The following is a 22,920-nucleotide window of genomic DNA, read 5'->3' as shown; positions in this document are numbered from 1 at the left end:
AAGTGGTGCGTAGCAGTCGATATCAAATCGGTGTCTGCGGTTGATCGTGTCGAGTCAATGGCTGGGCATGCCGGCGACGGGCAGCCGGTGTGCACAAGACCTGGTGGAACTGCCAACGCTGGATCACCGGATGACCGAAGATAGGGAATGCGATGAGTCTGTTGATATCGGCGTCTGTTGCTGTCGTTCGTGGGACAGCGGGCTGACCTTAGAGATCTGTAATTAGATGACATCTTCACGGCGACACCGTGAATGCGCGGAGGCAGGCATGACAACGCGGATGGTCGGGTGGGTCAGGGCATGACACTGGAAGAGCGGGCGCAGACCGGGCGGGGCGCGGACCTCGTTCTCGAGGGCGGGGGAGTCAAGGGCATCGGCCTGGTCGGGGCCGTTCTGACTCTGCATGAAGCGGGGTTTGTTTTTCCCCGGATCGGCGGCACGTCCGCCGGCGCCATTGTGGCCGCCCTTGTCGCCGCATATCAGGTCAGCAATGTCCCGCTTACCCAACTTCAGGTGGATATGGACGAGCTGGACTACACCCAATTCATGCAAAAGACATGGGCCGAGAAGCATTTGGGCTTGATCGGGGACGCCGCCGCGCTAGTGAGTCACCAGGGCCTGTACGCCAGTTCCTACGTCCACGAGTGGCTGACCTCGAAACTGGAGCCGCTGGGCATCCGCACCTTTGCTGACCTCAGGATCACCGGCGACGAAGGCACCGGCCTTGCCCCGCACCAGCGCTACCGGCTGGTCACCCACACCTCAGACCTGACCCGCGGCGCCCTGGTCCGACTGCCGTGGGACCTGCCTTACTACCTGCTGAGCAGCAAGGATCAGGCTGATCCGGACCGCCAGATGACGGTCATCGACAGCTACCCCATCGTGGACGCGGTTCGCGCATCGATGTCGATCCCGTTCTTCTTCCGGCCCTTCGAGCAGAAGACGGCCCGGGGCGCCTGCACTTGGGTCGACGGCGGGCTATTGCAGAACTTCCCCGTGACCGTGTTCGACCGGACCGACGGCCAGCCTAACCGGTGGCCGACTTTCGGGATCAAGCTCTCGTCGCGGCCGAATCTGAGCACGCCGGATGTGCCGGTACACGGCGATCTCCGCGAGGTTCTCTCGATCGCGCACACGGCCACGGGAGAGTGGAACCGCTACCCGCTGGCCGATGAGGGCGTCGGCGCCCGGACGGTGTTCGTGGACACGATGGGCATTGCCAGCACCGATTTTGCTCTGACGCCCGATCAGCGCGACAAGCTGTTCGACAACGGCCAGGCCGCGGCGCGTAAATTCCTGGCCGCCTGGGCTACGGCTCACCCGTCGGTCGCGACCGCGGCCGAGATCACCCACTGAGGTCGTCGCAACGCCTGACCACGTCACCGCGAGCCAGGTAGCCGAGCCGCGGCAACTCCGCCCCCGCGGGTGGGAGCCTGGCCTCGGCGGGCAGCGGCATGCCGGGCGGCCGGCTCAGCCCGCACCGCTTCGCGCGGGGCGCTCGCTGTCTCACCGACGAGCACCTGATATGTGGGGGCTGGCCTTGACGCAGTCACGGCCTCGCTCGCCGTTGCATCGAACTCGGCAGTGAATTCTCAGGAATCCCAATACCGCTGGTACGGATAACCGGCCACGGGTATGGGTACGCCACTCAGTGAACGGTCGTTCGCCGCGAATCAGCGCCCGCCGCCTGTTCGGTCGCGCGCCGACTGTTCTTTCAAAAGAAATAGGAAGCGACCGACTGAGCACGGCCGGTTGCGCCGAGAGGAGTTTCCGATGCCCGAGGTCCAACTTCACCACGAGGGACATCCCATGTACCGCCGGATGGTTCGGTTCGACTGGTCGGAGACGCCGCTGCACTGGGTGCCCGACGACCCGTTCTCGACGCACATGATCAATGTCTTGCACCTCCTGCTGCCCGAGGGCGAGCGCCACTTCATCAAGGCCGTTCTCGAGGCGTCGTCGTTGGTCGATGATCCGGAGTTGGAGGCGGCGATCAAGCCGTTCATCCAGCAGGAGTCCTGGCATGCGTGGGCGCACCAAGTGGTGCTCGACCACCTGGCCGAGCAGGGAATCGAGACCAAACCGTACACCGACCGGCTCGGCAGGCTGTTGTCGATGACCCTGGGCGACCCGCCCAAGTGGTTTCCGCCTGCCATGAAGCGGTGGTGGCTGTATCGGCGGCTGGCCGACGTGGCGGCGTTGGAACATTACACCGCGATGTTGGGCCAGTGGGTGCTGACGAACCGGGGTCTGGACTACGCGAAGGCCGACCCCATGATGCTGGACCTGCTGCGTTGGCACGGCGCCGAGGAGGTCGAGCACCGTTCGCTGGTGTACGACGTCTACCAGCACGTCTCTGGGAGCTACCTGATCAGGGCGTTCTCGATGCTGTTCGTTTCGCCGCTGTTCATCGGTTGGTGGGTCGCGGGGGCTCGGTACCTGATGGCCCAGGACCCGACCATCGACCGCAAGTGGCGCTTGCGGGACTGGCTCTGGGCTGCCCGCGAGTACCGGTTGCCCGGTCCATGGAAGCTCATGGTGACGACGCCCGTCCGGTACCTGCGGCCCAGCCATCATCCCAACGACGAGGCGTCCACGCAGATGGCGATCGACTACCTGGAGTATTCGCCGGTGGCGAAGGCCGCCCGGGAGCGGGCGCGAGCCCAGGGGAAGTCACCGGATCAAACCCAAGGGATCGAGACTTCGGGCAATGGAGCACGAAAGGCGAAGGCGCGATGAAGGTTTCGGTAGATCTTGACACCTGCGATGGCAACGGCGTGTGCATGAGCATCTGCCACGAGGTGTTCGACGTGCGCGAGGACGGTCTGCACGTACTGCAGGAGGACGCACCCGAGGAACTGCGCCAGCAGTTGATCGGCGCCCAGGTGTCGTGTCCCACGCAAGCAATCACGGTGAAGGACTGAACGATGCCAGGGGTCCAGCAGAGAGACCTGAAAGAGATCGTCGTCGTCGGTGCCGGAGTGGCGGGCACGCGCGCGGCGGAAACGCTGCGGCAGGAGGGCTATGACGGGGCACTGACCATCGTCGGCGCCGAGCGGCACGCCCCGTACCATCGCCCACCGCTGTCGAAGAAGTTCCTCACCGGCAAGGTGCACCGGGCCGGCGTCGACCTGGCTCCGCAATTCGACATGGAAGCGCGCGTTGTGCGCGGTGCATCGGCCCTCAAGTTGGACCTGGCCTCGCGCACCGTCCAGGTGCGCGACGACGGCCAGGAACTCGCCTTGCCGTTCGACGGGCTGGTGATCACCAGCGGCGCGGTGCCACGCGAATGGCCCGGTGGCCCGGTCCCCGATGGGGTCCTGATGCTGCGCACGGTCGAGGACTGCCTGGCCATCCGGGGGCGGCTGGGTTCGCGACCGCGGGTGGTAGTCGTCGGTGGCGGGTTCATCGGCGCCGAGGTCGCCGCGAGTTGCCGGTCAATGGGTCTGGACGTGGTGCTCATCGAAAAGGCCGGCAGCCCATTGCTTTCCGCGTTGGGTGAGGAGCTTGCGTCGCGCTGGGCCGACCTCCATCGTCAACATGGCGTGGACCTGCGAGTGGGCGTCGGCGTCGACGGATTCGTGGGCGACGATCGGGTGGAAGGTGTTCGGCTCACCGACGGCTCACGGGTTCCCGCCGACCTCGTCATCGTCGGACTCGGGGTCACCCCGGCCACCGACTGGCTGGACGGCTCCGGCTTGCGTGTCGACGACGGCGTGATCTGCGACGCTTGCGGTATTGCGGAGGGTGGCACCGCGGACGTCCCGGTTGTTGCGGCCGGTGACGTCGCGCGCTGGTGGCACCCGCTGTACGAGCGGCACCTGCGTACCGAGCACTGGGACGACGCGGGCCGTCAGGGTGCGGCCGCCGCACGGGCCCTGCTGGCGGGGCCGCAGGGCGCGAAGGCATACGACGAGGTGCCGTACTTCTGGTCCGACCAATACGACGTCAAGCTGCAAATGCTGGGCGTGCCAACCGATTACGATTCCGTCGAGATCGTCGAAGGCGACCCGGGGTCTTGGGAGTTCGTCGCCGCGTACGGGCGCGGCGGTCGCACCATCGCGGTCCTCGGGACGATCCCGGGCCGGGTTTATGCCTACCGCGACGCGATCGAGACGCGGGCCGCGTTCCCGCCGCGCCGGGTGGACTAGCGCGGGCGGAGTCGGACCGGAGAAGACAAAGACGTGTCCCGCCGGCGGGTCGCCGGCGGGACAGCCTGTGGACTCACAGCCCCGGAATCAGAATCGTCTTCCCGGGCAGACGATTCGCGTCGGAGGCATCGTGCACGGCGGCGACGTCGGCCAGCGGTCGGCGGTCGGCGACGTCGATCACCAGCTTCCCGGCGTCGACCTGGTTGACCAGTGCGGCCAGCTGCGCGGCATCGCTGCGGACGAACACCCGCTGCGCACGCACCCGCCGTGTCGGGTCCTCCTCGCCGGATGTCATGGTGCCGAGGTAAAACCCGCCGTCGGCGACCAGGCCAACCAGGACCCCGGTCTGGTCCGGTGCGGTGCTGACCAGGTTCAGCACCACGTCGAACGGCTGTCCGGCGACCCGCAGCGGGGTTTCCGCGTAGTCGAGGTAGTCGATGATCCGGTCGGCTCCGTAGCGGCGCAGCCGGGCAGCGCTGCGCGCGGACGCGGTCGCGGTGACGACGGCTCCGACCTGCTTGGCGAGTTGGACCGCATAGCCGCCGACCCCTCCGCCCGCACCGTTGATCAGAACGGACTGGCCCGCCCTGAGTCCGGCGACTTCGAACAAGGCCTGCCTCGCCGTCAGCCCGACGGTCGGCAGCGCGGCGGAATCGGCCAGCGGTACCGACTTCGGCGCGGCGGTCAGCGCCGCGGCCGGGGCTATCGCATACTCGGCGGCGGCGCCGGCGGCGTCCAACGGCAGCAGTGCGACGACGGCGTCGCCGACGTTCCACCCCGTCACCCCGTCACCGAGCTCCGCGACGGTTCCGGAGACGTCGATGCCGGGTGTGTGGGGGAAGGAGATCGCGTACACCTCGGCCAGGTAGCCGCCCCGGATGCCGGCGTCGACGGGGTTGAAGGAGGTCGCGGCCACCTGCACCAGAACTTCACCGGGGCCGGGCGCTGGTCGCCGAACCTCCTCGTACTGCAGAACGTCGCTGCCGCCGTAACGGCGGTACTGCACAGCCTTCATGGTCTTCTCCGTTTCCTAGGTGCTTCGATCTCGAAGCAGTTGCACCCCGCACAACTTGCTTCGACATCGAAGCGATTCCGCAAACTCGGGGTGACGATCACCACATTGCTTCGAGTTCGAAGCATTACGATCGACGGATGGTACAAGCCCTCAAGCCTCAACAGATGCACGCGTACTTCGCCCTGATGGAGGCGGTCAGTCTGCTGCAGTACGCCGTGCAGCGGCAGCTACGGGCCGAGGGCGGCCTCAGCTACGTGCAGTTCGAGATCCTGGCGAAACTTGCCGATGCCCAGCGTGGGTTGACCATGACCGAACTGGCCGACGGCGTCGTCTACAGCCGCAGTGGCCTCACCCATCAGGCGGGCCTGCTGGAGCAGGCGGGCCTCATCGCCCGCGAAGCCAGCGTCGACGACCAGCGCGTCACGGTCGTCCGGATCACGGAAGCGGGCCACGCGCGGCTTGCCAAAGTGCTGCCGGGCCACATCGACGTTGTCCGCGATCTGCTGTTCGATGCGCTCTCCGGCGAGGACGTGCGCGCGCTCGGCGACATCATGAGTCGCGCCCGCGACCACATGCGGGCCCGACCGGCGCGCTCGGCCGCCTCGCGAGCACGCCGCGCCGCGGCACCCCAATGAGGTCTCAACCCACCTTCGTCCACGGCGTGCAGCCATGCGTGATGAACTTCGCCACCGTGGGCGCCGACAGATTCGCCGTGACCGGGGTCGTCTCAATCCCGCTGTCGGAGTTGATCAGTTTCCCATCGCTGGTCCATGTGGTGAAGATACAGGCCGCTCGGTAATCGCCCGGTTCGGCGTGGGCGACGTAGGTGCCATAGGGGATTTGGGCGGGCACCGCGTAGGAGCCCGGTCCATAACCGCCGTCCGCGTGCGCCATCGTGCCGGCGGGGCAGCCGACGATCATTACGGACACGAAACTCGCCGCGAAAGCGGGTGCCCGGACCGGTGCCATGAACACAAACATTAAGTCCCGGCGACGACGTGGTGGAGAGTACGCATCAGCTGCGTGCCAGTTTGACTGCCGATTAGGTTTTCCTCTGAATGCGCATTACTCTTGCCCGCGGTTCTGATTGCGACTCTCCGAAAGCAGCCATGCCCATTCAGCCCGCCCTGCTGCGCCGACAATCGCTGCGCAGCACCCGCTCCTCGCGGGTCGTGCCTCGCGTGAAATGCCCCATGGTCGGCCAGTGCTTCGATATCGAGATCACTCGCGACGCCGACGGATGGATGATCCGCATCCCCGAGATCGGCAGGGTTACCCGCACTGTCCGCCGGGACATGGTGGAGCCGGCCGCGCGCGAATGCATCGCCACCTGGACCGGCATCCCCATCGGGTATGTCGCCGTCTACGTCGTGAGCGAGAACGTTTAACTCGCACGCGTTCTCCCCGCGTAAGTGGCCAAGGTGTGTCCCGCGCGTGACCTCGGCGCGACGATGACGCGAAACGCTCATCATCATGACGACGCTGGCGGCCATCGCGGCCCTCGCGATGGCAATGGCTGTCGGCTACTACTTCGGCCGGCGCGCCGAATCGACGCCGCCAAGCTGGAAGAGGCGCACGAGCCGGGTCGCTCTCGGGCGCCTCGCGATCAGCCTGCTCGTCTTGTTGACTGCGCGCCGTGCGATGACCCTGTGGGGACCGAGATTCGTTGCCCCGTTGGGGTTGTTGCGCGGTAGCGTTGCGCGGATCCGTTCCTACTGACCGCGAGGACAGCCATGTCAGCACTGCAGGGCAAGGTCGCCTTGGTGACCGGAGCTTCGTCGGGCCTCGGCGCTGAGACCGCCCGGTTGTTCTCGCGCCGGGGCGCAACGGTTTTCGGCATCGGCCGGGACCCGGCTCGATTGGCTGCGGTATTCGCCGAGGTCCAAGGTGGTTGCTACGCATCGGTGGACGTCGCTTCTGCGCAGGCCTGCCGCGCCGCGGTGGAGCAGTGTGTGCGCGAGCTGGGCGGGCTGGACGTCCTGGTCAACGTCGCCGGCCGCCACCAGATGCGACGCACGGAGTCGATGACCGACGACGACTGGGCGGAGGACCTCGCGGTCAACCTGAACGGTCCGTTCTACCTCTGCCGGGCCGCGCTGCCGCATCTGCTGGAACGGGGCGGCAACATCGTCAACGTCGGCTCCATCGCCGGCGTCGAGGGCCAGGCGTACTCGGCCGGCTATTGCGCCGCAAAGCACGGGCTGGTCGGGCTCACCCGGGCTTTGGCGGTGGAGTACACCGCGGATCGCTTGCGCGTCAACGCGATATGCCCGGGCGGCATGCTCACCCCGCAGCTCGAACACTTCGCCGCGCCGGAGAACCCGAATTACGAGCTGATCATGCGCACGGCCGCGCCGCGCGGCATGATGCAGCCCGTCGACGTGGCGAACGTCATTGCCTTCCTGGCCAGCGACGCCGCGGCCGCCATCCACGGCGCCGTCTACCGCGTCGACAACGGCAAGGGCGCTGGCTAGCGCGTTGGCGCCGGGCGGGTGCGCACCAAAGTCGGCCACCAGAACCACGGCCCGAGGATTCGCAGGATGCTCGGCACGACGAACGAACGCACGATCAGCGTGTCGAGCAGCAGCCCGATGCACACGGTCGTACCCACCTGACCGATGGTGCGCAGATCGCTGGTGAGCATCGCCAGCATGGTAAAGGCGAACACCAAACCTGCCGAGGTCACGACGCCGCCCGTGCTGCCGAGGGCCCGGATGAGACCCGTGTGGATTCCGCCGTGCAGCTCCTCTTTCACCCTGTTGATCAGGAGCAGGTTGTAGTCCGACCCGACGGCCACCAGGATGATGAAGGTCAGGGGTAGGACCAGCCAGTGCAGGTGCAGGCCGATCAGGTGTTGCCAGACCAGGATGGAAAGGCCGAACGCGCCGGCATAGGAGAACGCCACGGTGCCGGGAATCACGAAGGCCGCCACCAGACTTCGCGTAATGAACATCATGATCAAGAAGATCAGCACGAAGGCGGCGATTGCCGCGATCATGAGGTCGGACATCGCGTACTCCTTGATGTCCTTGTCGTTGGATCCCGAACCGCCGATGTAGATCCGAGCGCCCGCCAGCGAAGTCTCTTTCAGGATCGTCTTGATCGCGTCGGGGAACTGTTCGACGTGCTCCACACCTTCGGGGCCCATCGCGTCACCCTCGTGGGTGACGATGAAGCGGGCCGCCTTTCCGTCCGGCGACATCATCAGCTTGATGCCGGTCTTGACGTCCTCGTTGTCAAAACCCTCATGCGGGATATAGAAGTAGTCGTCGCTGCGGGATTTGTCGAAGTCGTTGCCGACGTTGATCAGATCATCGAAAGTCTGCTCCGTCTGGACGGTTTGCAGATCGGCAGACCCGTAACTGTTGACCAACTTCGACTGCAGCGCCTCGGTGTCGTCGGCGGTGGCTTTCAGTTGCGCGATGATCTGTGGGAAGGCCTTGTCCACCTCCTGGAGGGAGACCTTCGCGGCCGCGATGTCGTCGGCCAGCTTGTCGATCTGATCGATGGTCTCGAACAGCGAACGAAACGTCCAGCAAATGGGGATATCGAAACAGTGCCTCTCCCAATAGAAGTAGCTCTTGATCGGACGGAAGAAATCGTCGACGTTGGAGACCTCGTCCCTGATGTCGTCGCCGACCCGTTGTAGGTCTTCGACGGTCAGGACGGTCTGGTGCAGCTCGTCGGACACCTTCTGGAAGAAGCCGATCTCCTTGCGTAACACCTCGACCGAGTGCGCCTGGATGTCGGCCTGCGCGTCGGTGTTGGAGTTCTGCTCCCTGTTGAACGGGAGCTGCTGCCCGTTACCACTGCCCTGCGTGGTGAACAGGTAGGGAATGCTGGCGTGTTCGAGCGCCCGGCCCAGGGGCCGCGTCATGCCTTGCACCATCGCCACACCGTGCAGGCGGATTAAGGCTTTGGCGACCCGGTCAAGCGAGATGAAGTCGGCCGAGTTGCGCATGTCGTGGTCGGTTTCGACCATCAGCATCTCGGAGAACAGCTTGCTTTTCGGGAAGTGCCGGTCGGCCGCCTGGAAGCCCAGATTGGCGGGCGCACTGGCCGGCTGGTACTGCCGGTCGTCGTAGTTCTGCCGGTAGGTGGGAACGAAGATCGCCCCGATCATGACGACGGCGGAACTGGCCGCCAGGATCGGCACCGGCCAGCGCACCACGCTCGCGCCGATGCGCCGATACAGACGGCCATGGGTCGAGGTTCTCGGGTCGAACATCCCGAAAAGGCTGCCGACGGTCAATGCCGCCGGCCCCAGCGTCATCGCCGCAGCGATGGTGAACAGCATGGTGATCGCGACGGCCGGCCCCATGGTGTGGAAGTAGTTCAGGCGCGCAAACGTCAAGCAGTAACAGGCGCCGGCGATCGTCAGGCCGGAGCCGATGATGATGGGCGCGACACCCTTGTACGCGATGTAGAAACTGTCCTCCCGGCTTTCACCGGCCTGCCGCGCCTCGTGATATCGGCCCATCAGGAAAATGCCGTAATCCGTTCCGGCGCCAAGGGTCAGCGCGATGACGATGTTCACGGCGAACGAGGAGAGTTCGATGTATCCGTAATGCCCGAGCGTCGAGACGATGCCCTTGGCGACGAGCATCTCGATCAGCACCCCGAGCAGGGGCACCAGCAGGGTGGACGGGGTGCGGTACACCAGCAACAGCATCACGACGATGAGGATGATCGTGACGATCGTGACGTTGTTGAGGCTGGCATTGGCGATGGCGAGCGTGTCGGAGGCCAGCGGAGCGGCGCCGCTGACGTAGACCTTGAGCCCGGGCGGTGGGGTGTCTTTTTTGATGATGTCGCGGACGGCGTCCACGGATTGGTTGGCCTGGATCTGCCCGATGTCGCCGGCGAGGCGAAGGAGCACATAGGTGCATTTGCCGTCAACGCTCTGCGCGCCCGCGGCGGTGAATGGCTTGCCCCACAGGTCCATCACGTATTGCACGTGCCGGGTGTCGTGCTGCAGTCGGCGCATCAGGTCGTCGTAATACCGGTGGTCGGCGTCTCCCAGCGGCCGGTTCGCCTCGAACACCACCATGGTCAGGTTGGTCGAGTTCGATTCGTGGAACTTCTCACCGATGTGCAGCAGCGCCCGCTGTGAGGGCGCGTAATGCGGGACCATCGGTCCGGCGAGTTCCTCCGCCACCCGTTCCACCTGGGGCATAAAGGTATTCGTGGTGACCGCGAGGAGCCCCCAGAAGAAGATGATCGGGATCGCGAAGGTCCGGACCATCCGGGGGATGAACGGGCGCTTGGCCCGGGGCTCGTCGAGGCGATGCTCGGTCACGCCGATTTCACCCTGCACTCGACGTCGGCGTCCGGATGGTCGTCCGACTGCTCGTCCCGGACCACGTCATCCACCAGCATGCGGCATCTCACCTGACCGCTGCGAACATGAACCGAGATGCTTCCGGACGCCACGGAGAGCGTCGTGGTCTCCGTGTGAGACCAGGGCAGGGCGGTGAAATCGACCTGATGCGGATGACCGTCGATGTCGATGTAGACGAGCTTGCCCCCATTGCCGGCGTTTCCGGACACCTCGTAGGTGATCCGTTTGAGGTTGAACTGCTCGGGTGCCTGTGGGCCATTGACGGTGATGACCGGCTCCGGTTCGGAGAACTGATGCACCTTATACATGCACAGCAGGCCCACACCGACCGCGACGACGGTGACCAACGGCATCCAGCCGCGCTGCAAGACAGTCCTGCCGACTGAACGACGGCTCACCGGATCACCTTTCGCGCACGCACCGCGTTCTCGCGTCCCCCCGAACGTGGACCGCGGGGCGGCCCCATATCAATTTGGTTGACATATTGCGATAAAGAGATTACTACCTTCGGCACGGAACGCGAACTCGAGCGGCCGCGAGCGACGTTTTCGGCCGGGCGTGCGGCCCTCATGAAGCGACGGGTGCTGTGCGCAGCCGCCTTTTCAGCCTGGCGCTGCTGAGCAGGCGAAGGGCGAGATTCGACGAGGTGAGCATGGGGATCACCCCGAGGAATGTTCGCTCGGAGGGAGTCGCCCCGTGCAGGTGGTAGAGGCTGCCGAACACGTAGAAACAACCGAGCATGAACAGGGCGCCGGGGATGCACAGCGCCATCACCGAACCCCGGTCAGACACGACCTGCCGCGCATAGTCCAACTCTTCCGCCGACATCGGCTCCCGCTTGCGCAACTTGCGGACGACATGTCTCGCGCCGCCGATCTCCTCGGCGATCGGCGGGGGCCGCCGCCGCTCGAGACGTCGTACGTAGACGGCCGCGACGGTGGCCAGGGTGATGGCCAGTGCGAGGGAAACGACCGCGAGGAGACCGAATAAGCCCAGAGTCACTGCTTCGCTCCTTCGTGTGCCCGGGTAAGTGAGCCGATGCCATCATGGGCCGCTGTGGCCCCGCGTCGATGCTCGGGGCGACGGTCGCCGGCTCCCACGCTCATTTTCATATCATGTGGATGATGCAGCCCGTCAAGCGGAACGCGGGCGGCGCGGGCCGTTACTAGCCCGTTTTGCCGAGAGGGCCTCGGGGTAATCCAAACTTTACATAGCGGGCATTATGTAGATCGGGGTCTGGGCGGTCAGTGTGCCGCATCGGCGGAATGCGCTGCCTCCGAGGCCGCGATGTCGAGGAGTTGACGCAGGATTGGCATGGCGACCTGCGCGGCCAGCCACAACGTCAGCGCATCCTCGGCGGAAAGCCCGGTTAGCAGCGTGGCCAGGCGTTCCCTGCGGTGGTCCGTGCGGAGGTCCCAGAGCTCCCGACCCGCGTCGCTGATGGCGACCAGGGCTGCTCGGCCGTCCTCGGGATCGTTCAGCCGCTCGAGCAGGCCTTGGCGTTCCATGCGCTGGACCAGCTGGGTCATCGCCGGTTGGCTCGTGCCCTCGGCCGCGGCGAGCGCCGTGAGCCGCATGGGGCCCTCCCGGTTGACCCGGTTGAGCACCAGCGTCGCGCTCGCGCTGAGATCCTTGCGGTTGGACAGCAAATACCGCCAGGTCAAGTCGCTGCCCGTGTCGATCATCTCGGTGACGGCCTTGGCCGTGTCGGCAACCGGTTGTCTTGCCATAATCGCCCGAATGTATCACCCATGGGATGCAGATGGCGCCAGACGAATTCGCATCCACAGCAAACCCCGTGAATTACGCGCAACGAAAGCAAGTTCCGCCAGCCACCCATCTTGGTCTGAGCGTTATGCATCACACGCAAAATGCTTTGTCTGTGCCGGGCGGCGTCACCGCTTCCGGGCGTTGACAACGTCGCGAACGATCAGCCCCACCAGGACGACCAGTCCGACGGGCACCAGAACCCGGAAGACGGCCGAGGCGTGCGAGTAGAGCAACGCGTACGCGATTGCCCCGATCACCACCATGGCCAGCAGGATGCCGCGGTTGATCCTGTCGGTGCTCATCTGAAGACCTTACTTCTCGGTCAGAACCCGAAGTCGCCGCCGCCGGAGTCCGAGCTGCCGCCACCGAAATCGGAGCTGCCGCCCGAGTCCCAGCCACCGCCCGAATCCCAACCGCCGCCGAAATCCACGTCGCCGCCGCCGGAGTAGGAGCTGTCATTGCCCCCGAACCCGGTGTCGGTCCCGGAGTCGTAACCGCCACCGAACCCGACGTCGCCTTCCTGGCTGTCGTAACCGGCGCTCTGGCCGCTGTCATAGTTGGCGTCCGCATACGCCGAGTCCCGGCCGGCTTCGAAGCCGCGGTCGTATCCGCCGCCCCAACGGTCGTCCAGCAGCGCATCCATCAGCAGCACGTCGGTGAGCGCCCAACCCCACCCTGGACCCCAGAACGCGTACGGGTAATAACCCGGGTAGAAGAACATCCCGTTGTAGTAACCCCCGCCGTAGTAGTGCGGATAACCGGGCTGCGGGGTGGCGCTGTAGTTGTTGTTGTTGATCGTCACGTACTCGCCGGTGTCGGGGTTGCGCGTGCGCACGGAGGCCTGCTTCCGGTCGCCCGCAGGCACCGAGGAGACGTCGGCAACGTTGGGCGCGGCCCGGTCCGGGTAGAGCTTTTGGTTGGCTTTGGCCACCGTCGACTCCGCTACTCGCAGGTGCGCCCGCGCCGCGCCATAGTCACCTTTTTCGTAGGCCTGTCGGGCGTCGTAGAGGCTCGCGTTGGCCTTCGTCTGCTCGGCGCTGACGTCCACGTCGCTGTTGGTGAGCACCGCGTTGTCGAGGTCGCTGACATCCGCTGTGACGGTGATCAACTCCTGTTTGATCTGTTCTTTCGCGTCGGCATCCTTGCGGCGCTTGCGATTCCGGTTCACCGCGAACCACAACAGGCCGACCGCTGCCACGCCGATGGCGATCACCGCCAGCGCTGTCCACAGCGCGGAGCTCTGGTTGTGGTTCTTCTGCACCGCGGGCGACGTCACCACCGGCGCGCTGGCGGACACATCCACTTTCGACAACTTGCTGACGAATTCACTGCTCGCGCCGTACGGGTCGTTTCGGTGGTCCCTGGCGGCCTGGCTCATGACCGGGTCGACGTTGTCCGCGATCGCCTTGGGCACGTTGTAGGCGCGCACGTGGTAGCCCCGGGAGTCGATGACCAGAATGATCCCGCTGAACCCGGGATCGCGGCCGAGGATGACGTTATGGATGGCATCCGGGGTGGTCACCCCGGTCTGGCCGGGCGCCACCGCGGCCACCCAGATCGGCGGTCGCGAACTCCACCCCCACCTGCTGCCCAGGATTTGGTCGTTCAGCCGATCGGGGTTCTGCAACGGCGGATTCGCCCCGGGGTCGGCCAACACGTGTGTCTGCGCGTTGAACTTGTCCACCAACTGGTCTGTGTAGGTGTCGGCCGAGGCCGACGGCGCGAGCAGCAGCGCCAGCGCCACGGTCAACAGGCCCAGCACAAGCCCTCGGAATCGTAAGGTCACTTTCCTCCTGCCAGGGGTCGATGACTCGATCCTTGCGGCGGGCGCGGGAAACGTCCACTGTCGACCGATGGTTGACCGTCGTACCCTTGACGGCGTGAACGCCCGGCGCAGCCCGTTTAGGGCCGATCTGCTGCAGGGCAAGGTGGCGCTGATCACCGGCGGGGCCACGGGCCTCGGCCTCGAAATCGCTCGGGTGCTGGGCGGCCACGGCGCCCGGATCGCGATCTGTAGCCGCAAGGAAGCCAACCTTGCGGCGGCGGTTGCGGTCTTGCAGGAGGCGGGGATCGAGGCCCGCTACGGCGTGTGCGACGTCCGGAGCCACGACGAGGTGACCGCCGTCGTCGGGGACGTGATCCGAGCCTTCGGTCGGCTCGACATAGTCGTCAACAACGCCGCCGGGAACTTTCCGGTCCCCGTCAGCGGCCTGAGCACCGGCGGATTCAAGGCCGTGGTCGACATCGACCTGCTGGGGACGTTCAACGTGTCGAAGGCGGCTTACGAGCTATGCCTGCGGGAACACGGCGGATCCGTCGTCAACATCAGCGCGGCGACCCAGTATCGAGGCATGGCCATGCAGGCCCATGTCGTGTCGGCCAAGGCCGGCGTCGATGCGTTCACCCGCGCCTGCGCCATCGAGTGGGGACCCGACGCGGTACGGGTCAATGTCGTTGCGCCCGGGGCAATGTCGGGGACCGAAGGGGTGAAGAGAATCACCGGTGACGACCGACATCGCACCACGCAGAACCCGTTGCGCCGCCCCGGGTCCACCACCGAGGTCGCCCAGGCGGTGCTCTTCCTCGCCAGCGACGCCGCGTCCTACGTCACCGGGGCGACCCTGGTCGTCGATGGCGGTGGATGGCTGACGGCCAGCGGAGTGCCGGATCTGCCGGGCTACCAATAGCTCCGGCGCTACTCGAGGTCGTCAGATCTTGACGGTCAACGGCCACACGTTCCAGATGTCGTCGCAATACTCGGTGATCGCACGATCCGATGAGAATTTACCGCTGCGAGCGGTATTCAGGATGGACATCTTGGTCCATGATTCCCGGTCCTGCCACGCGGAGCTGACCCGCTCCTGGCAGCTCACGTAGGACGCGTAGTCGGCGCACACCAGGAAGGGGTCGTCATGGCGCAGGTTGTCCACCAGCGGCCGGAACACCTCGGTGTCGCCGCCCGAGAACGTGCCGTTGGCAATTAGATCCAGCACCGCGCGCAGCTCGTCATTTCCAGCGTGGGGGCCGTCGATGTAGTCGGCCGGGCGGTATCCGCCCGACTTGACCGCCTCGACCTCCTGTTCCGTCAGGCCGAACAGGAAGAAGTTCTCCGGACCCACCTCGTCGCGCATTTCCACGTTGGCGCCATCGAGCGTGCCGACCGTCAGCGCGCCGTTGATCATGAACTTCATGTTCCCGGTGCCCGACGCTTCCTTGCCGGCGGTGGAGATCTGCTCGGACAGGTCGGCGGCGGGATAGATCATGTGGGCGTTCTGCACGTTGAAGTTGGGCACGAACGCCACCTTCAGGAATCGGTTGACGTCCGGGTCCGCGTTGACGGTCTCGCCAACGGCGTTGATCAACTTGATGATTCGCTTCGCCATGAAATACCCGGGCGCGGCCTTGCCGCCGAATATGAAGGCTCGCTGCGGAATCGACAGCCCGGGATCCTGCTTGAGCCGGTGATACAGCGCGACGATGTGCAGGACGTTGAGGTGCTGGCGCTTGTATTCGTGGATGCGCTTGACCTGGACGTCGAACATCCAGTCCGGGTTCAGCTCGACGCCCGCGACCGACCGGATGTACTTGGCCAGGCGCGCCTTGTTGTTGCGTTTGATGTCGTGCCATTCCCGGCGGAAGGCAGCATCGTCGACGAACGGCTCCAGCCCGCGCAGGCGGCTCAGGTCGGTCAGCCAGCCGTCGCCGACGGTGCGGTCAAGCAGCTCCCGCAACCCGGGGTTGGCCAGGGCGAGGAAGCGTCGCGGCGTCACGCCGTTGGTCTTGTTACTGAACCGTTCCGGCCACAGCTCGTAAAAGTCCTTGAGCACGCTGCTTTTCAGCAGTTCTGAGTGCAGTGCGGCGACTCCGTTGATGGCATGGCTGCCGACGGTGGCGAGGTGTGCCATCCGGACGCTCTTGCCGCCGTCCTCGCCGATCAGCGACATCCGACGCAACCGGTCTTCGTCGCCGGGGAAGCGGGCGCGCACCTCGTCGAGGAATCGGCGGTTGATCTCGTAGATGATCTCGATGTGGCGCGGCAGCGCCTCGGAGAACATGTCCAGCGGCCAGGTCTCCAGCGCCTCGGGCAACAGGGTGTGGTTGGTGTAGCCGAACGTCGCGACGGTGATTTCCCACGCCTCGTCCCAGTCCAGCTGCCGCTCGTCGACCAGCAACCGCATCAGCTCGGCGACCCCGATCGAGGGGTGAGTGTCGTTGAGCTGCACGGCGAATCGTTGCGGGAGTTCCCGCACGCCGGCGTCGGCGAGATCGTCCATGATGTGCAGCACGTGCTGCAGCGAGCAGGACACGAAGAAGTACTGCTGCAGCAGGCGCAGTTGCTTGCCCGCCTCCGGCTCGTCGTTGGGGTACAGCACCTTGGTGACGGTCTCGGACATGACCTCGTCCTCGACCGCCCCGTAGTAATCGCCGGTGTTGAACGCGTCCAACGCGAACGACTTGACGGCCCGGGCGCTCCACAGCGTCAGCACGTTGCAGGTGTTGACGCCATAACCCTGGATGGGCGTGTCGTACGCGACGCCCTTGAGCACACGCCCCGGCACCCACCGGACGCGATCGTGGCCGGAGTCGTCGGTGTAGTGCGCGGCGTAGCCGCCCCACTTGACCAGGTAGTTGACGTCGGGTTTCGGGATCTCCCAAGGGTTTCCGTGGTCCAGCCAGTTGTCGGTCTGCTCGACCTGCCAGCCGTCGCGGATCTCTTGGTCGAAGATGCCGAATTCGTAGCGGATGCCGTAGCCGATCGCGGGCCGCTCGAGTGTGGCCAGCGAGTCGAGGTAGCACGCCGCGAGCCGACCGAGGCCACCGTTGCCCAGTCCCGGTTCCTCCTCGCAGGCCAAGACGGTGTCCAGATTTTGGCCCATCGCCGCCAGCGCCTCGCGGGCCGACCGCTCTATGCCGAGGTTGAGCAGGTTGTTGCCCAGCTGCGGCCCCATCAAAAATTCCGCCGACAGGTAACAGGTCACCTTGCGGCCGAGGTCGAGCGAGGTCTGCGTCGATGCCACCCGGCGGTCCTGCATGCGGTCGCGCACGGCCAGGGCGAGGGCCCGGTAGTAGTGCTCGGGCCGGCGGGCCGCGGCCGGGCGGCCGATGGAGTAGCGCAGGTGGTCGTTGATGGCCCGCTGCAGTGCCGCGGCGCTCATCCCGGTGCGCGAGTGCTCAACCAGATCGGCCCGCGTGGGGCTGGAGGGAGAGATTCCGTCGGGGGGTGTCTGTTCGACATCGGTCATGGTGAGTGCTACTCCCTAGAGGTTGCCGCAATATCAACCGAACCGCCCGCGAGGACGGCAGAGCGTCAGTCTGGCAGCGATGGTTGCACACCAGGCGCGCGGTTGAAGTCCGTTACGTAAACACCAGCTCACGCGCCGGCGACGAAACGGCGTTGGCGGCCTTCAGTGGGCGCCGGAGAGATTCAACGTGACCACTCCGACGATGATCAACCCGACGCCGACGACCTTTGCGACGGACACCGGCGAGCCGAGAAACAACACGGCGATCAGCACGATCAGGGCGGTGCCGATCGCCGACCACAACGCGTAGGCCACGTCCGTCTGCATGCCGCGCGCGATCGACAGCGCCAGGAGCGCGAACGAGACGGCGTAACCGGTCAGGCAGATGACGGTCGGCCACAGCCGGCTGAAACCTTCCGTGCTCTTGAGCAGGCTGGTCGCGATGACCTCCGCGACGATGGCGCCGAGGAGAAACACACAGGTCAAGACGCTCCTTTGAATCGTTCAACACCGCATCGAGCAGATGGACGCTAACCGGAGGAGGATTCTTCAGGATGCCGAGCCTTCTGTTCCTCATGCACGGCCTCGAGGTGGCCATTGTGCGCGGCCTGCCAGTGCTCATCGGCTGCTTGTTGCAGCCCAACGCTCGACTCCAACCCTTGCATTGCGGCACGCTGATAGCTGTTCGCGGTTCGTTCATGCACTCGTGCCAACTCCTCGTGCCGTTGCGCCGCTGCGTGATGGGCCTCCTCTGCACGGCGCAGCGATTCCTCGGCGCGACGGTGTGCCCGTTCTATCGACTCCCGGGTGGGGCGCTTACCGGCGGCCAATTCGGCCCTGCGCTCCTTGAGTTCCTTCACCCGCCGTTCGACCTTCGCGGCTCGTTGTGAGGGACTCGATTGCCCACCAACGGATCTTTCGGCCATCACTTCCTCCCATCCGCCACGAGTCAACGTCTCGATCGCCCTTTGTAGGCAATTATGACCCTTAGTCGGTACAAACGGCGCAGACCCCGAACCGCGTTGCGTGGTAGCCGGTTCGGGTGGCACGCGGAGGAGGATGACGACATGGGCGTCCGATGAATTATGTCGCGCAGCCGTTGGCGTTTGACGTCGGCGGCGTGATCGGGGAGCAGGCGTCGCTTGCGGCCACCTACTATCCCGCGCGCGGGGAGCCGCTGGGACTCTTGGTTTGCCTGCCGGGCGGCACCTACAGCCGCGACTACTGGGATCTGCGCATCCCCGGCCGGCACGGTTACAGCTTCGCCGATTTCGCCGCGGGCAACGGCTACGCGGTGGTGACCATCGATCCACTGGGGACCGGTGAAAGTTCGCAACCGGTAGGGGATTTCGACTTCGATGACATCGCCGCCACGCTCGCGCACGCCGTGTCCGCGTTGCCCGAGACCGTCGGGGTCCAGGCGCCGCCGGTGGCCCTCGCGCATTCCCTCGGCGGCTACCTGGCCATCACCCAGCAAGCGCTGTTCTCCAGCTACGCCGCGCTGGCCCTGCTCGGCTGTACCAATCAACACGTCGCGCCGCTGAATTTGGACCCCGCGTTCATCGCCCGGTCGGCGACCGCGCAGGGACGCGCCGACCTCGCGCGCGAGATCCTTGCCGCCCTGCCGCAGCCCTACTTCGAGGGCCCGCGCGAGCATCTGCAGAGCTGGTTTCACCTCGCCGACGTCCCCGCCGACGTCGTCGCGGCGGACTGCGTCGTCGCGAGATCGATGGTGCCCCGCGTTTTCGGGACCGCCGTGATTCCCGGCGTCGTCGCCGAGCGCGCCGCACAGATCGCCGTCCCGGTGCTGCTCGGGTACGGTGCGGTCGACGTGTCCCCGGCCCCGCGCGCCGAGGCCGGCCTCTACCATGCCTGCCCCGACATCACCACTTTGGTACTGGCCGACAGCGCGCACTGCCACAACATGGCGTCGAGCCGGCATCGGCTCTGGCGGCGCCTGCTCGGCTGGACCGCGACCGTAACCTCTGAGACGTGACAAAGGATTTGAACCGCTACGCCCCGGCGGTGCTGAGTGTGTTTCGGGTGGTCTATGGTCTGCTCTTCGCCGCCTATGGCTCGAGGAGCCTGTTCGATTGGCCGGTCCGGTCGCCGGTTCGCGTCGAGTTCGGCTCCTGGCCCGGCTGGTACGCCGGGCTGATCGAAGTCGTCGCGGGTGTGCTGATCGCCACCGGACTGTTCACCCGCGCGGTCGCCTTCGTGGCCTCGGGGGAGATGGCGGTCGCCTACTTCTGGATCCACCAACCGCAAGCGCTCTGGCCGGTCGCCGATCCGCCTGCGGGCAACGGCGGCGGCTTGTCGATCCTGTTCTGCTTCGCGTTCTTCCTGCTCGTCTTCACCGGTAGCGGAAGTTACTCGATCGACGCGCTGCGCGGGAGGGCACTTCCACTCGACCGGCGATAATGGCATTCTCTGATACGGAGAAGCCATTTCCGTAGGAGGTCGAGGATGAGCCAACGGTGCGATGGGATGGTGGCCCTGGTCACCGGCAGCAGTCGGGGGCTCGGCAAGGCGGTCGCGGCACGGCTCGCCGCGCGCGGCGCCACGGTCGCGCTGACCGCCCGCACGTTGGACCCCGACCCCAAGTACCAGGGCTCGCTGGGCGAGACCCTGGACGAAATCGTCTCCGACGGCGGAAAGGCCGTCGCGATCCAAGCCGACCTGTCGCGCCCCGAGGAACGGGAAAGGCTGTTCGCCGAGGTGGTCAGCGCCGTCGGCGCCCCCGACATCCTGGTCAACAACGCGGCGGTGACCTTCCTGCGGCCCCTGGACGGCTTCCCCGAACGGCGGGCCCGCCTGATGATCGAGATGCATCTCCTGGGCCCACTGCAGTTGAGCCAGTTGGCGATTCCGGCGATGCGGGAGCGCGGGCGGGGCTGGATCCTGAACCTGACCTCGCTGGGTGGTGACCTGCCACCGGGCCCGCCGTTCTCCGAGTTCGACCGCACCGCCGGCTTCGGCTTCTACGGGACGGTCAAGGCCGCGCTCAACCGGCTGACGAAAAGCCTTGCGGCCGAACTGTATGACGACGGGATCGCCGTCAACGCCGCCGCTCCCAGCAACCCGGTGGCCACGCCCGGCGCCGGCACCCTCGACCTGGCCAAGACCGACACCGAAGACATCGAACTGATCACCGAGACGGCCTTGCGGCTGTGTACCGGTGATCCGAAGACCCTGACCGGGCGCATCGCGCACACCCAGCCCTTCCTCGCCGAGGTCGGCTGGACCAAGCCCGCCGGTTGAATGGCCGAGCTGGATACAGACGAGCTGCGGCGGCGCCTGGCGGGCGCCGGAGTCACCGGCGTCGCGCCACTGCCCGGGGGCGCCTCCAGCCTCACGTTCCGGGGCGCCCGGTGCGGCCGGCCCGTGGTGATCAAGGTGGCCCCGCCAGGGGTGGAACCGGTCGCGCATCGCGACGTGCTGCGGCAGGCGCGCATCCTGAAAGTCCTTGCGGGCAGTGCCATTCCGGTGCCCGAGGTGTTGTGGGAGGACCCGGGGGAGCCACCGTGCACGCCGCCGTTGTTCGTGATGTCACACGTCGAAGGCGAATGTGTCGAGCCGCTTTTCGACGGTTGCGCCGCCGCTGAGGGTCTGGCCGAGCGGTACCGCAACGCGTGCCGGGTGATGGCGGCGCTGCACAGTGTGCGGCCCAGCGACGTGGGACTGGGCGATGAACCGATCGTCGATGCGATCGCGGAAGTTTGGCGATGGTCCGCAACGCTGCAGACCGTCGATGCGGCGCTGGTACCCGATTGGTCCGGGGTGCGGGACGCGCTGTTGGGTTCTGCGCCAACGGCCATGGGGCCGAGCGTGGTGCACGGCGATTTCCGCCTGGGCAACCTGATGGCGACCGGCGCCCGCATCAACGCGGTGATCGATTGGGAGATCTGGTCGGTGGGCGATCCACGGATAGATGCGGGCTGGTTCCTGATCAACTCCGACCCGGACACCTATCGGCGCGTTCGGGCATCCGACAGCATGGCACCGTCGACCACCGAACTCGCTCAGATCTACCAGGACGAGCTGGGCAGCGAAGTCAGCGATCTGGCCTGGTTCGAAGCATTGGCGTGCTTCAAGTCGGCAGCGACCTGGTCGCTGATCGTCAAACACAATCGCCGAAGGTCTTCGCCGCGAGCAGAATTGGAGGCCATGGCGGCGATCTTGCCGAGTTTGGTGGCGCGGGCCAGGTCATTGATCGACTAGGCGCAACGTCGAGGTTCGCCTAACTGCAGTCGACCCAGAGATTCTGGCAGTACATTCCGGTGCCGCCCCAGTTCTGGGGCGGGCGGCCGCGGTCGGCGGGATTCGTGAAAATCGACGGGTTATCGATCGTTGATTCGTCGATCGACGGCGGCAGCGGCGGCGGAAGGGGTTCAGGTTCCGCCCGCGCCACCCCTGCACCGGCGAAACACATGACGCTCATCAACCCGGTAAGCAGTCCGCAAGCGCACAGGTGAGGTTTCATCGTGGCCCTCTCTGTCAGCCGCAGGCCACAATCCTAGCCGCTGGCAGGGCCGCCACCCATCGCCCGCCTTGCAAACCCACATCGCGTATCTGTCACAAACCCGCAACAAGTTTGCTGGGGGGTGAGCAGATTCTGCCGTGCCACCCAGGCGGCGCATACGTTGTTGCCCGTGAGGCCGGTAGCTCTGGTGGTACGTCGCGCCGCGGCGATTGCCGTCTGCCTCGTCGTGTCCGTCATCGGCGTGCCGTCGGCGGGTGCGGAGCCCGACTCCGTCCCCGACGCGCCCGACGCGGCGCCGCCGCTCGAGGGAGCGCTGCCCTCGAATCCCGCCGCGACCCTGCAGACACCCGACGGATGGACCCTGAGCCTCGGCGCCACGAACGAACAGCAGGTACCCGTGGCCCCGTTGACCACCGCGGTCTCGTCACGTGAATACCTCAGCAGCGGAATCTTCCTCGGCTCCCTGCAAGGACCGGAGCAACCGCAGGGGGTCCTCGAGGTGGGTTACGAGATCGGCTGCGGAATCGACATGAGCACATCAGACGGTGTGACGATTGGCGGCACCGCCGGCATCACCCCGGGCGTGACGGGACCGGTGACCGGTGTGCCGGGGGACGTGCTGCCGTTGGTTGTCGCCCCGATCGCGGGGGTGCTCAACGTCGGACTCAAGCCCGGTCTGGTGATTGTGGTGCCGGTCGTCAAGAAACAGTTCAAGGGCGCCCACCCCTGGGTCATGGTCAGCAACTTCCACGTCAAGATCGATGGATGCGTGGGCCAGTCGTTCATCCGCTCCTACGCGGTGCTGACTCGGGCAACCGAGGAATCCGACGTGGTGCTGTCCTACGTCGGGGTGACCAAGACCGTCTAGGGCCGATGGTGGCGACCCGCGTCGCCCGGCTCCGCCGCGCTAGCGATCG

At 66.0% G+C, this 22,920-nt stretch carries 26 protein-coding genes; 14 read left to right on the top strand and 12 right to left on the bottom strand.

The features are described from left to right. Positions 1–300 precede the first annotated feature (300 nt). Positions 301–1,356: a patatin-like phospholipase family protein gene (locus ACEL92_RS19815; RefSeq protein ID WP_374022372.1), complete on the top strand. Its 1,056-nt coding sequence runs from the start codon at positions 301–303 to the stop codon at positions 1,354–1,356. Here the strand turns inward: ACEL92_RS19815 and ACEL92_RS19810 are convergent. Beyond that, complete coding sequence (locus tag ACEL92_RS19810; RefSeq protein WP_374022371.1) at positions 1,346–1,510, bottom strand: hypothetical protein; 165 nt, start codon at positions 1,508–1,510, stop codon at positions 1,346–1,348. The two genes, ACEL92_RS19815 and ACEL92_RS19810, sit on opposite strands and share 11 nt — an antisense overlap. Positions 1,511–1,773: 263 nt before the next feature. Between ACEL92_RS19810 and ACEL92_RS19805 the strand changes: the two genes are divergently transcribed. The 3 genes from ACEL92_RS19805 to ACEL92_RS19795 are packed head-to-tail and all read left to right on the top strand — an operon-like array spanning position 1,774 to position 4,151. Beyond that, the gene (locus tag ACEL92_RS19805; RefSeq protein ID WP_374022370.1) at positions 1,774–2,739 is read left to right on the top strand and encodes a metal-dependent hydrolase; all 966 of its coding nucleotides are present in this window, start codon (positions 1,774–1,776) and stop codon (positions 2,737–2,739) included. Beyond that, a complete protein-coding gene (locus ACEL92_RS19800; RefSeq protein ID WP_068088105.1) occupies positions 2,736–2,924 on the top strand; it encodes a ferredoxin in 189 nt (62 codons plus the stop codon). The genes ACEL92_RS19805 and ACEL92_RS19800 overlap by 4 nt, the downstream gene beginning before the upstream one ends. 3 nt (positions 2,925–2,927) lie before the next feature. Continuing rightward, positions 2,928–4,151, top strand: coding sequence for an NAD(P)/FAD-dependent oxidoreductase (locus ACEL92_RS19795; RefSeq protein ID WP_374022369.1), 1,224 nt, complete (start codon positions 2,928–2,930; stop codon positions 4,149–4,151). A gap of 73 nt (positions 4,152–4,224) precedes the next feature. On the opposite strand, the gene ACEL92_RS19790 is transcribed toward ACEL92_RS19795, so the two are convergent. Further along, a complete protein-coding gene (locus ACEL92_RS19790; RefSeq protein ID WP_374022368.1) occupies positions 4,225–5,166 on the bottom strand; it encodes an NADP-dependent oxidoreductase in 942 nt (313 codons plus the stop codon). 137 nt (positions 5,167–5,303) lie between these two features. Here ACEL92_RS19790 and ACEL92_RS19785 point away from each other — a divergent pair, with 137 nt between their 5' ends. Continuing rightward, complete coding sequence (locus tag ACEL92_RS19785; RefSeq protein WP_374022367.1) at positions 5,304–5,801, top strand: MarR family winged helix-turn-helix transcriptional regulator; 498 nt, start codon at positions 5,304–5,306, stop codon at positions 5,799–5,801. A gap of 4 nt (positions 5,802–5,805) precedes the next feature. Here ACEL92_RS19785 and ACEL92_RS19780 read toward each other — a convergent pair whose 3' ends face one another. Beyond that, positions 5,806–6,135 carry a hypothetical protein gene (locus ACEL92_RS19780; protein ID WP_374022366.1) on the bottom strand — a complete coding sequence of 110 codons (330 nt, stop codon included), beginning with the start codon at positions 6,133–6,135 and terminating at the stop codon, positions 5,806–5,808. A 224-nt stretch (positions 6,136–6,359) separates the two neighbouring features. Here ACEL92_RS19780 and ACEL92_RS19775 point away from each other — a divergent pair, with 224 nt between their 5' ends. The 3 genes from ACEL92_RS19775 to ACEL92_RS19765 all read left to right on the top strand — a co-directional run bounded on the left by ACEL92_RS19775 (position 6,360) and on the right by ACEL92_RS19765 (position 7,640). Then, positions 6,360–6,554: a long chain fatty acid-CoA synthetase Faa4p gene (locus tag ACEL92_RS19775; RefSeq protein ID WP_374026294.1), complete on the top strand. Its 195-nt coding sequence runs from the start codon at positions 6,360–6,362 to the stop codon at positions 6,552–6,554. Positions 6,555–6,639: 85 nt separating this feature from the next. Then, positions 6,640–6,885 (top strand): hypothetical protein, encoded by a 246-nt coding sequence (locus tag ACEL92_RS19770; RefSeq protein ID WP_374022365.1) that lies wholly within the window; start codon positions 6,640–6,642, stop codon positions 6,883–6,885. A 14-nt stretch (positions 6,886–6,899) separates the two neighbouring features. Further along, positions 6,900–7,640: an SDR family NAD(P)-dependent oxidoreductase gene (locus ACEL92_RS19765; RefSeq protein ID WP_374022364.1), complete on the top strand. Its 741-nt coding sequence runs from the start codon at positions 6,900–6,902 to the stop codon at positions 7,638–7,640. On the opposite strand, the gene ACEL92_RS19760 is transcribed toward ACEL92_RS19765, so the two are convergent. The 6 genes from ACEL92_RS19760 to ACEL92_RS19735 form a co-directional block, all read right to left on the bottom strand. Next, on the bottom strand, positions 7,637–10,411 hold the full coding sequence (locus ACEL92_RS19760) for an RND family transporter (protein WP_374026293.1): 2,775 nt from the start codon (positions 10,409–10,411) through the stop codon (positions 7,637–7,639). The two genes, ACEL92_RS19765 and ACEL92_RS19760, sit on opposite strands and share 4 nt — an antisense overlap. A gap of 50 nt (positions 10,412–10,461) precedes the next feature. Then, positions 10,462–10,860, bottom strand: coding sequence for an MmpS family transport accessory protein (locus tag ACEL92_RS19755; RefSeq protein ID WP_374026292.1), 399 nt, complete (start codon positions 10,858–10,860; stop codon positions 10,462–10,464). Between the two features lie 214 nt (positions 10,861–11,074). Further along, complete coding sequence (locus ACEL92_RS19750; RefSeq protein ID WP_374022363.1) at positions 11,075–11,509, bottom strand: hypothetical protein; 435 nt, start codon at positions 11,507–11,509, stop codon at positions 11,075–11,077. 242 nt (positions 11,510–11,751) lie between these two features. Continuing rightward, a complete protein-coding gene (locus ACEL92_RS19745) occupies positions 11,752–12,237 on the bottom strand; it encodes a MarR family transcriptional regulator (RefSeq protein WP_374022362.1) in 486 nt (161 codons plus the stop codon). Between the two features lie 165 nt (positions 12,238–12,402). Continuing rightward, entirely contained in the window at positions 12,403–12,579 is a 177-nt protein-coding gene (locus tag ACEL92_RS19740; RefSeq protein WP_374022361.1) for a hypothetical protein, read from the bottom strand. Between the two features lie 20 nt (positions 12,580–12,599). Continuing rightward, entirely contained in the window at positions 12,600–14,063 is a 1,464-nt protein-coding gene (locus ACEL92_RS19735) for a hypothetical protein (RefSeq protein ID WP_374022360.1), read from the bottom strand. Between the two features lie 67 nt (positions 14,064–14,130). Between ACEL92_RS19735 and ACEL92_RS19730 the strand changes: the two genes are divergently transcribed. Further along, positions 14,131–14,964, top strand: a complete 834-nt coding sequence (locus ACEL92_RS19730; protein WP_374022359.1) for an SDR family oxidoreductase — start codon at positions 14,131–14,133, stop codon at positions 14,962–14,964. Positions 14,965–14,985: 21 nt separating this feature from the next. Here the strand turns inward: ACEL92_RS19730 and ACEL92_RS19725 are convergent, their stop codons facing one another. The 3 genes from ACEL92_RS19725 to ACEL92_RS19715 all read right to left on the bottom strand — a co-directional run bounded on the left by ACEL92_RS19725 (position 14,986) and on the right by ACEL92_RS19715 (position 18,380). Continuing rightward, entirely contained in the window at positions 14,986–17,433 is a 2,448-nt protein-coding gene (locus ACEL92_RS19725) for a glycogen/starch/alpha-glucan phosphorylase (protein ID WP_374026290.1), read from the bottom strand. 249 nt (positions 17,434–17,682) lie between these two features. Then, positions 17,683–18,006, bottom strand: a complete 324-nt coding sequence (locus ACEL92_RS19720; protein WP_374022358.1) for a multidrug efflux SMR transporter — start codon at positions 18,004–18,006, stop codon at positions 17,683–17,685. A 44-nt stretch (positions 18,007–18,050) separates the two neighbouring features. After that, a complete protein-coding gene (locus tag ACEL92_RS19715) occupies positions 18,051–18,380 on the bottom strand; it encodes a hypothetical protein (RefSeq protein ID WP_374022357.1) in 330 nt (109 codons plus the stop codon). A 218-nt stretch (positions 18,381–18,598) separates the two neighbouring features. On the opposite strand from ACEL92_RS19715, the gene ACEL92_RS19710 reads away from it, so the two are divergent. The 5 genes from ACEL92_RS19710 (at position 18,599) to ACEL92_RS19690 (ending at position 22,871) form a co-directional block, all read left to right on the top strand. Then, a complete protein-coding gene (locus ACEL92_RS19710; protein WP_374022356.1) occupies positions 18,599–19,516 on the top strand; it encodes an alpha/beta hydrolase in 918 nt (305 codons plus the stop codon). Beyond that, positions 19,513–19,941 (top strand): DoxX family protein, encoded by a 429-nt coding sequence (locus ACEL92_RS19705; RefSeq protein WP_374022355.1) that lies wholly within the window; start codon positions 19,513–19,515, stop codon positions 19,939–19,941. The genes ACEL92_RS19710 and ACEL92_RS19705 overlap by 4 nt, the downstream gene beginning before the upstream one ends. 45 nt (positions 19,942–19,986) lie before the next feature. Next, positions 19,987–20,781, top strand: coding sequence for an SDR family NAD(P)-dependent oxidoreductase (locus tag ACEL92_RS19700; RefSeq protein ID WP_374022354.1), 795 nt, complete (start codon positions 19,987–19,989; stop codon positions 20,779–20,781). After that, positions 20,782–21,741 (top strand): phosphotransferase family protein, encoded by a 960-nt coding sequence (locus ACEL92_RS19695; protein WP_374022353.1) that lies wholly within the window; start codon positions 20,782–20,784, stop codon positions 21,739–21,741. It abuts the gene before it with no gap. A gap of 446 nt (positions 21,742–22,187) precedes the next feature. After that, positions 22,188–22,871: an MspA family porin gene (locus ACEL92_RS19690; RefSeq protein ID WP_374026289.1), complete on the top strand. Its 684-nt coding sequence runs from the start codon at positions 22,188–22,190 to the stop codon at positions 22,869–22,871. The last annotated feature ends 49 nt before the right edge of the window (positions 22,872–22,920 follow it).

It is taken from the genome of Mycobacterium hainanense (assembly GCF_041890355.1).
Taxonomy (GTDB): domain Bacteria; phylum Actinomycetota; class Actinomycetes; order Mycobacteriales; family Mycobacteriaceae; genus Mycobacterium; species Mycobacterium hainanense.
Note: the sequence above shows the minus strand (reverse complement) of the source record. Positions and strands in the feature narration are given on the sequence as shown.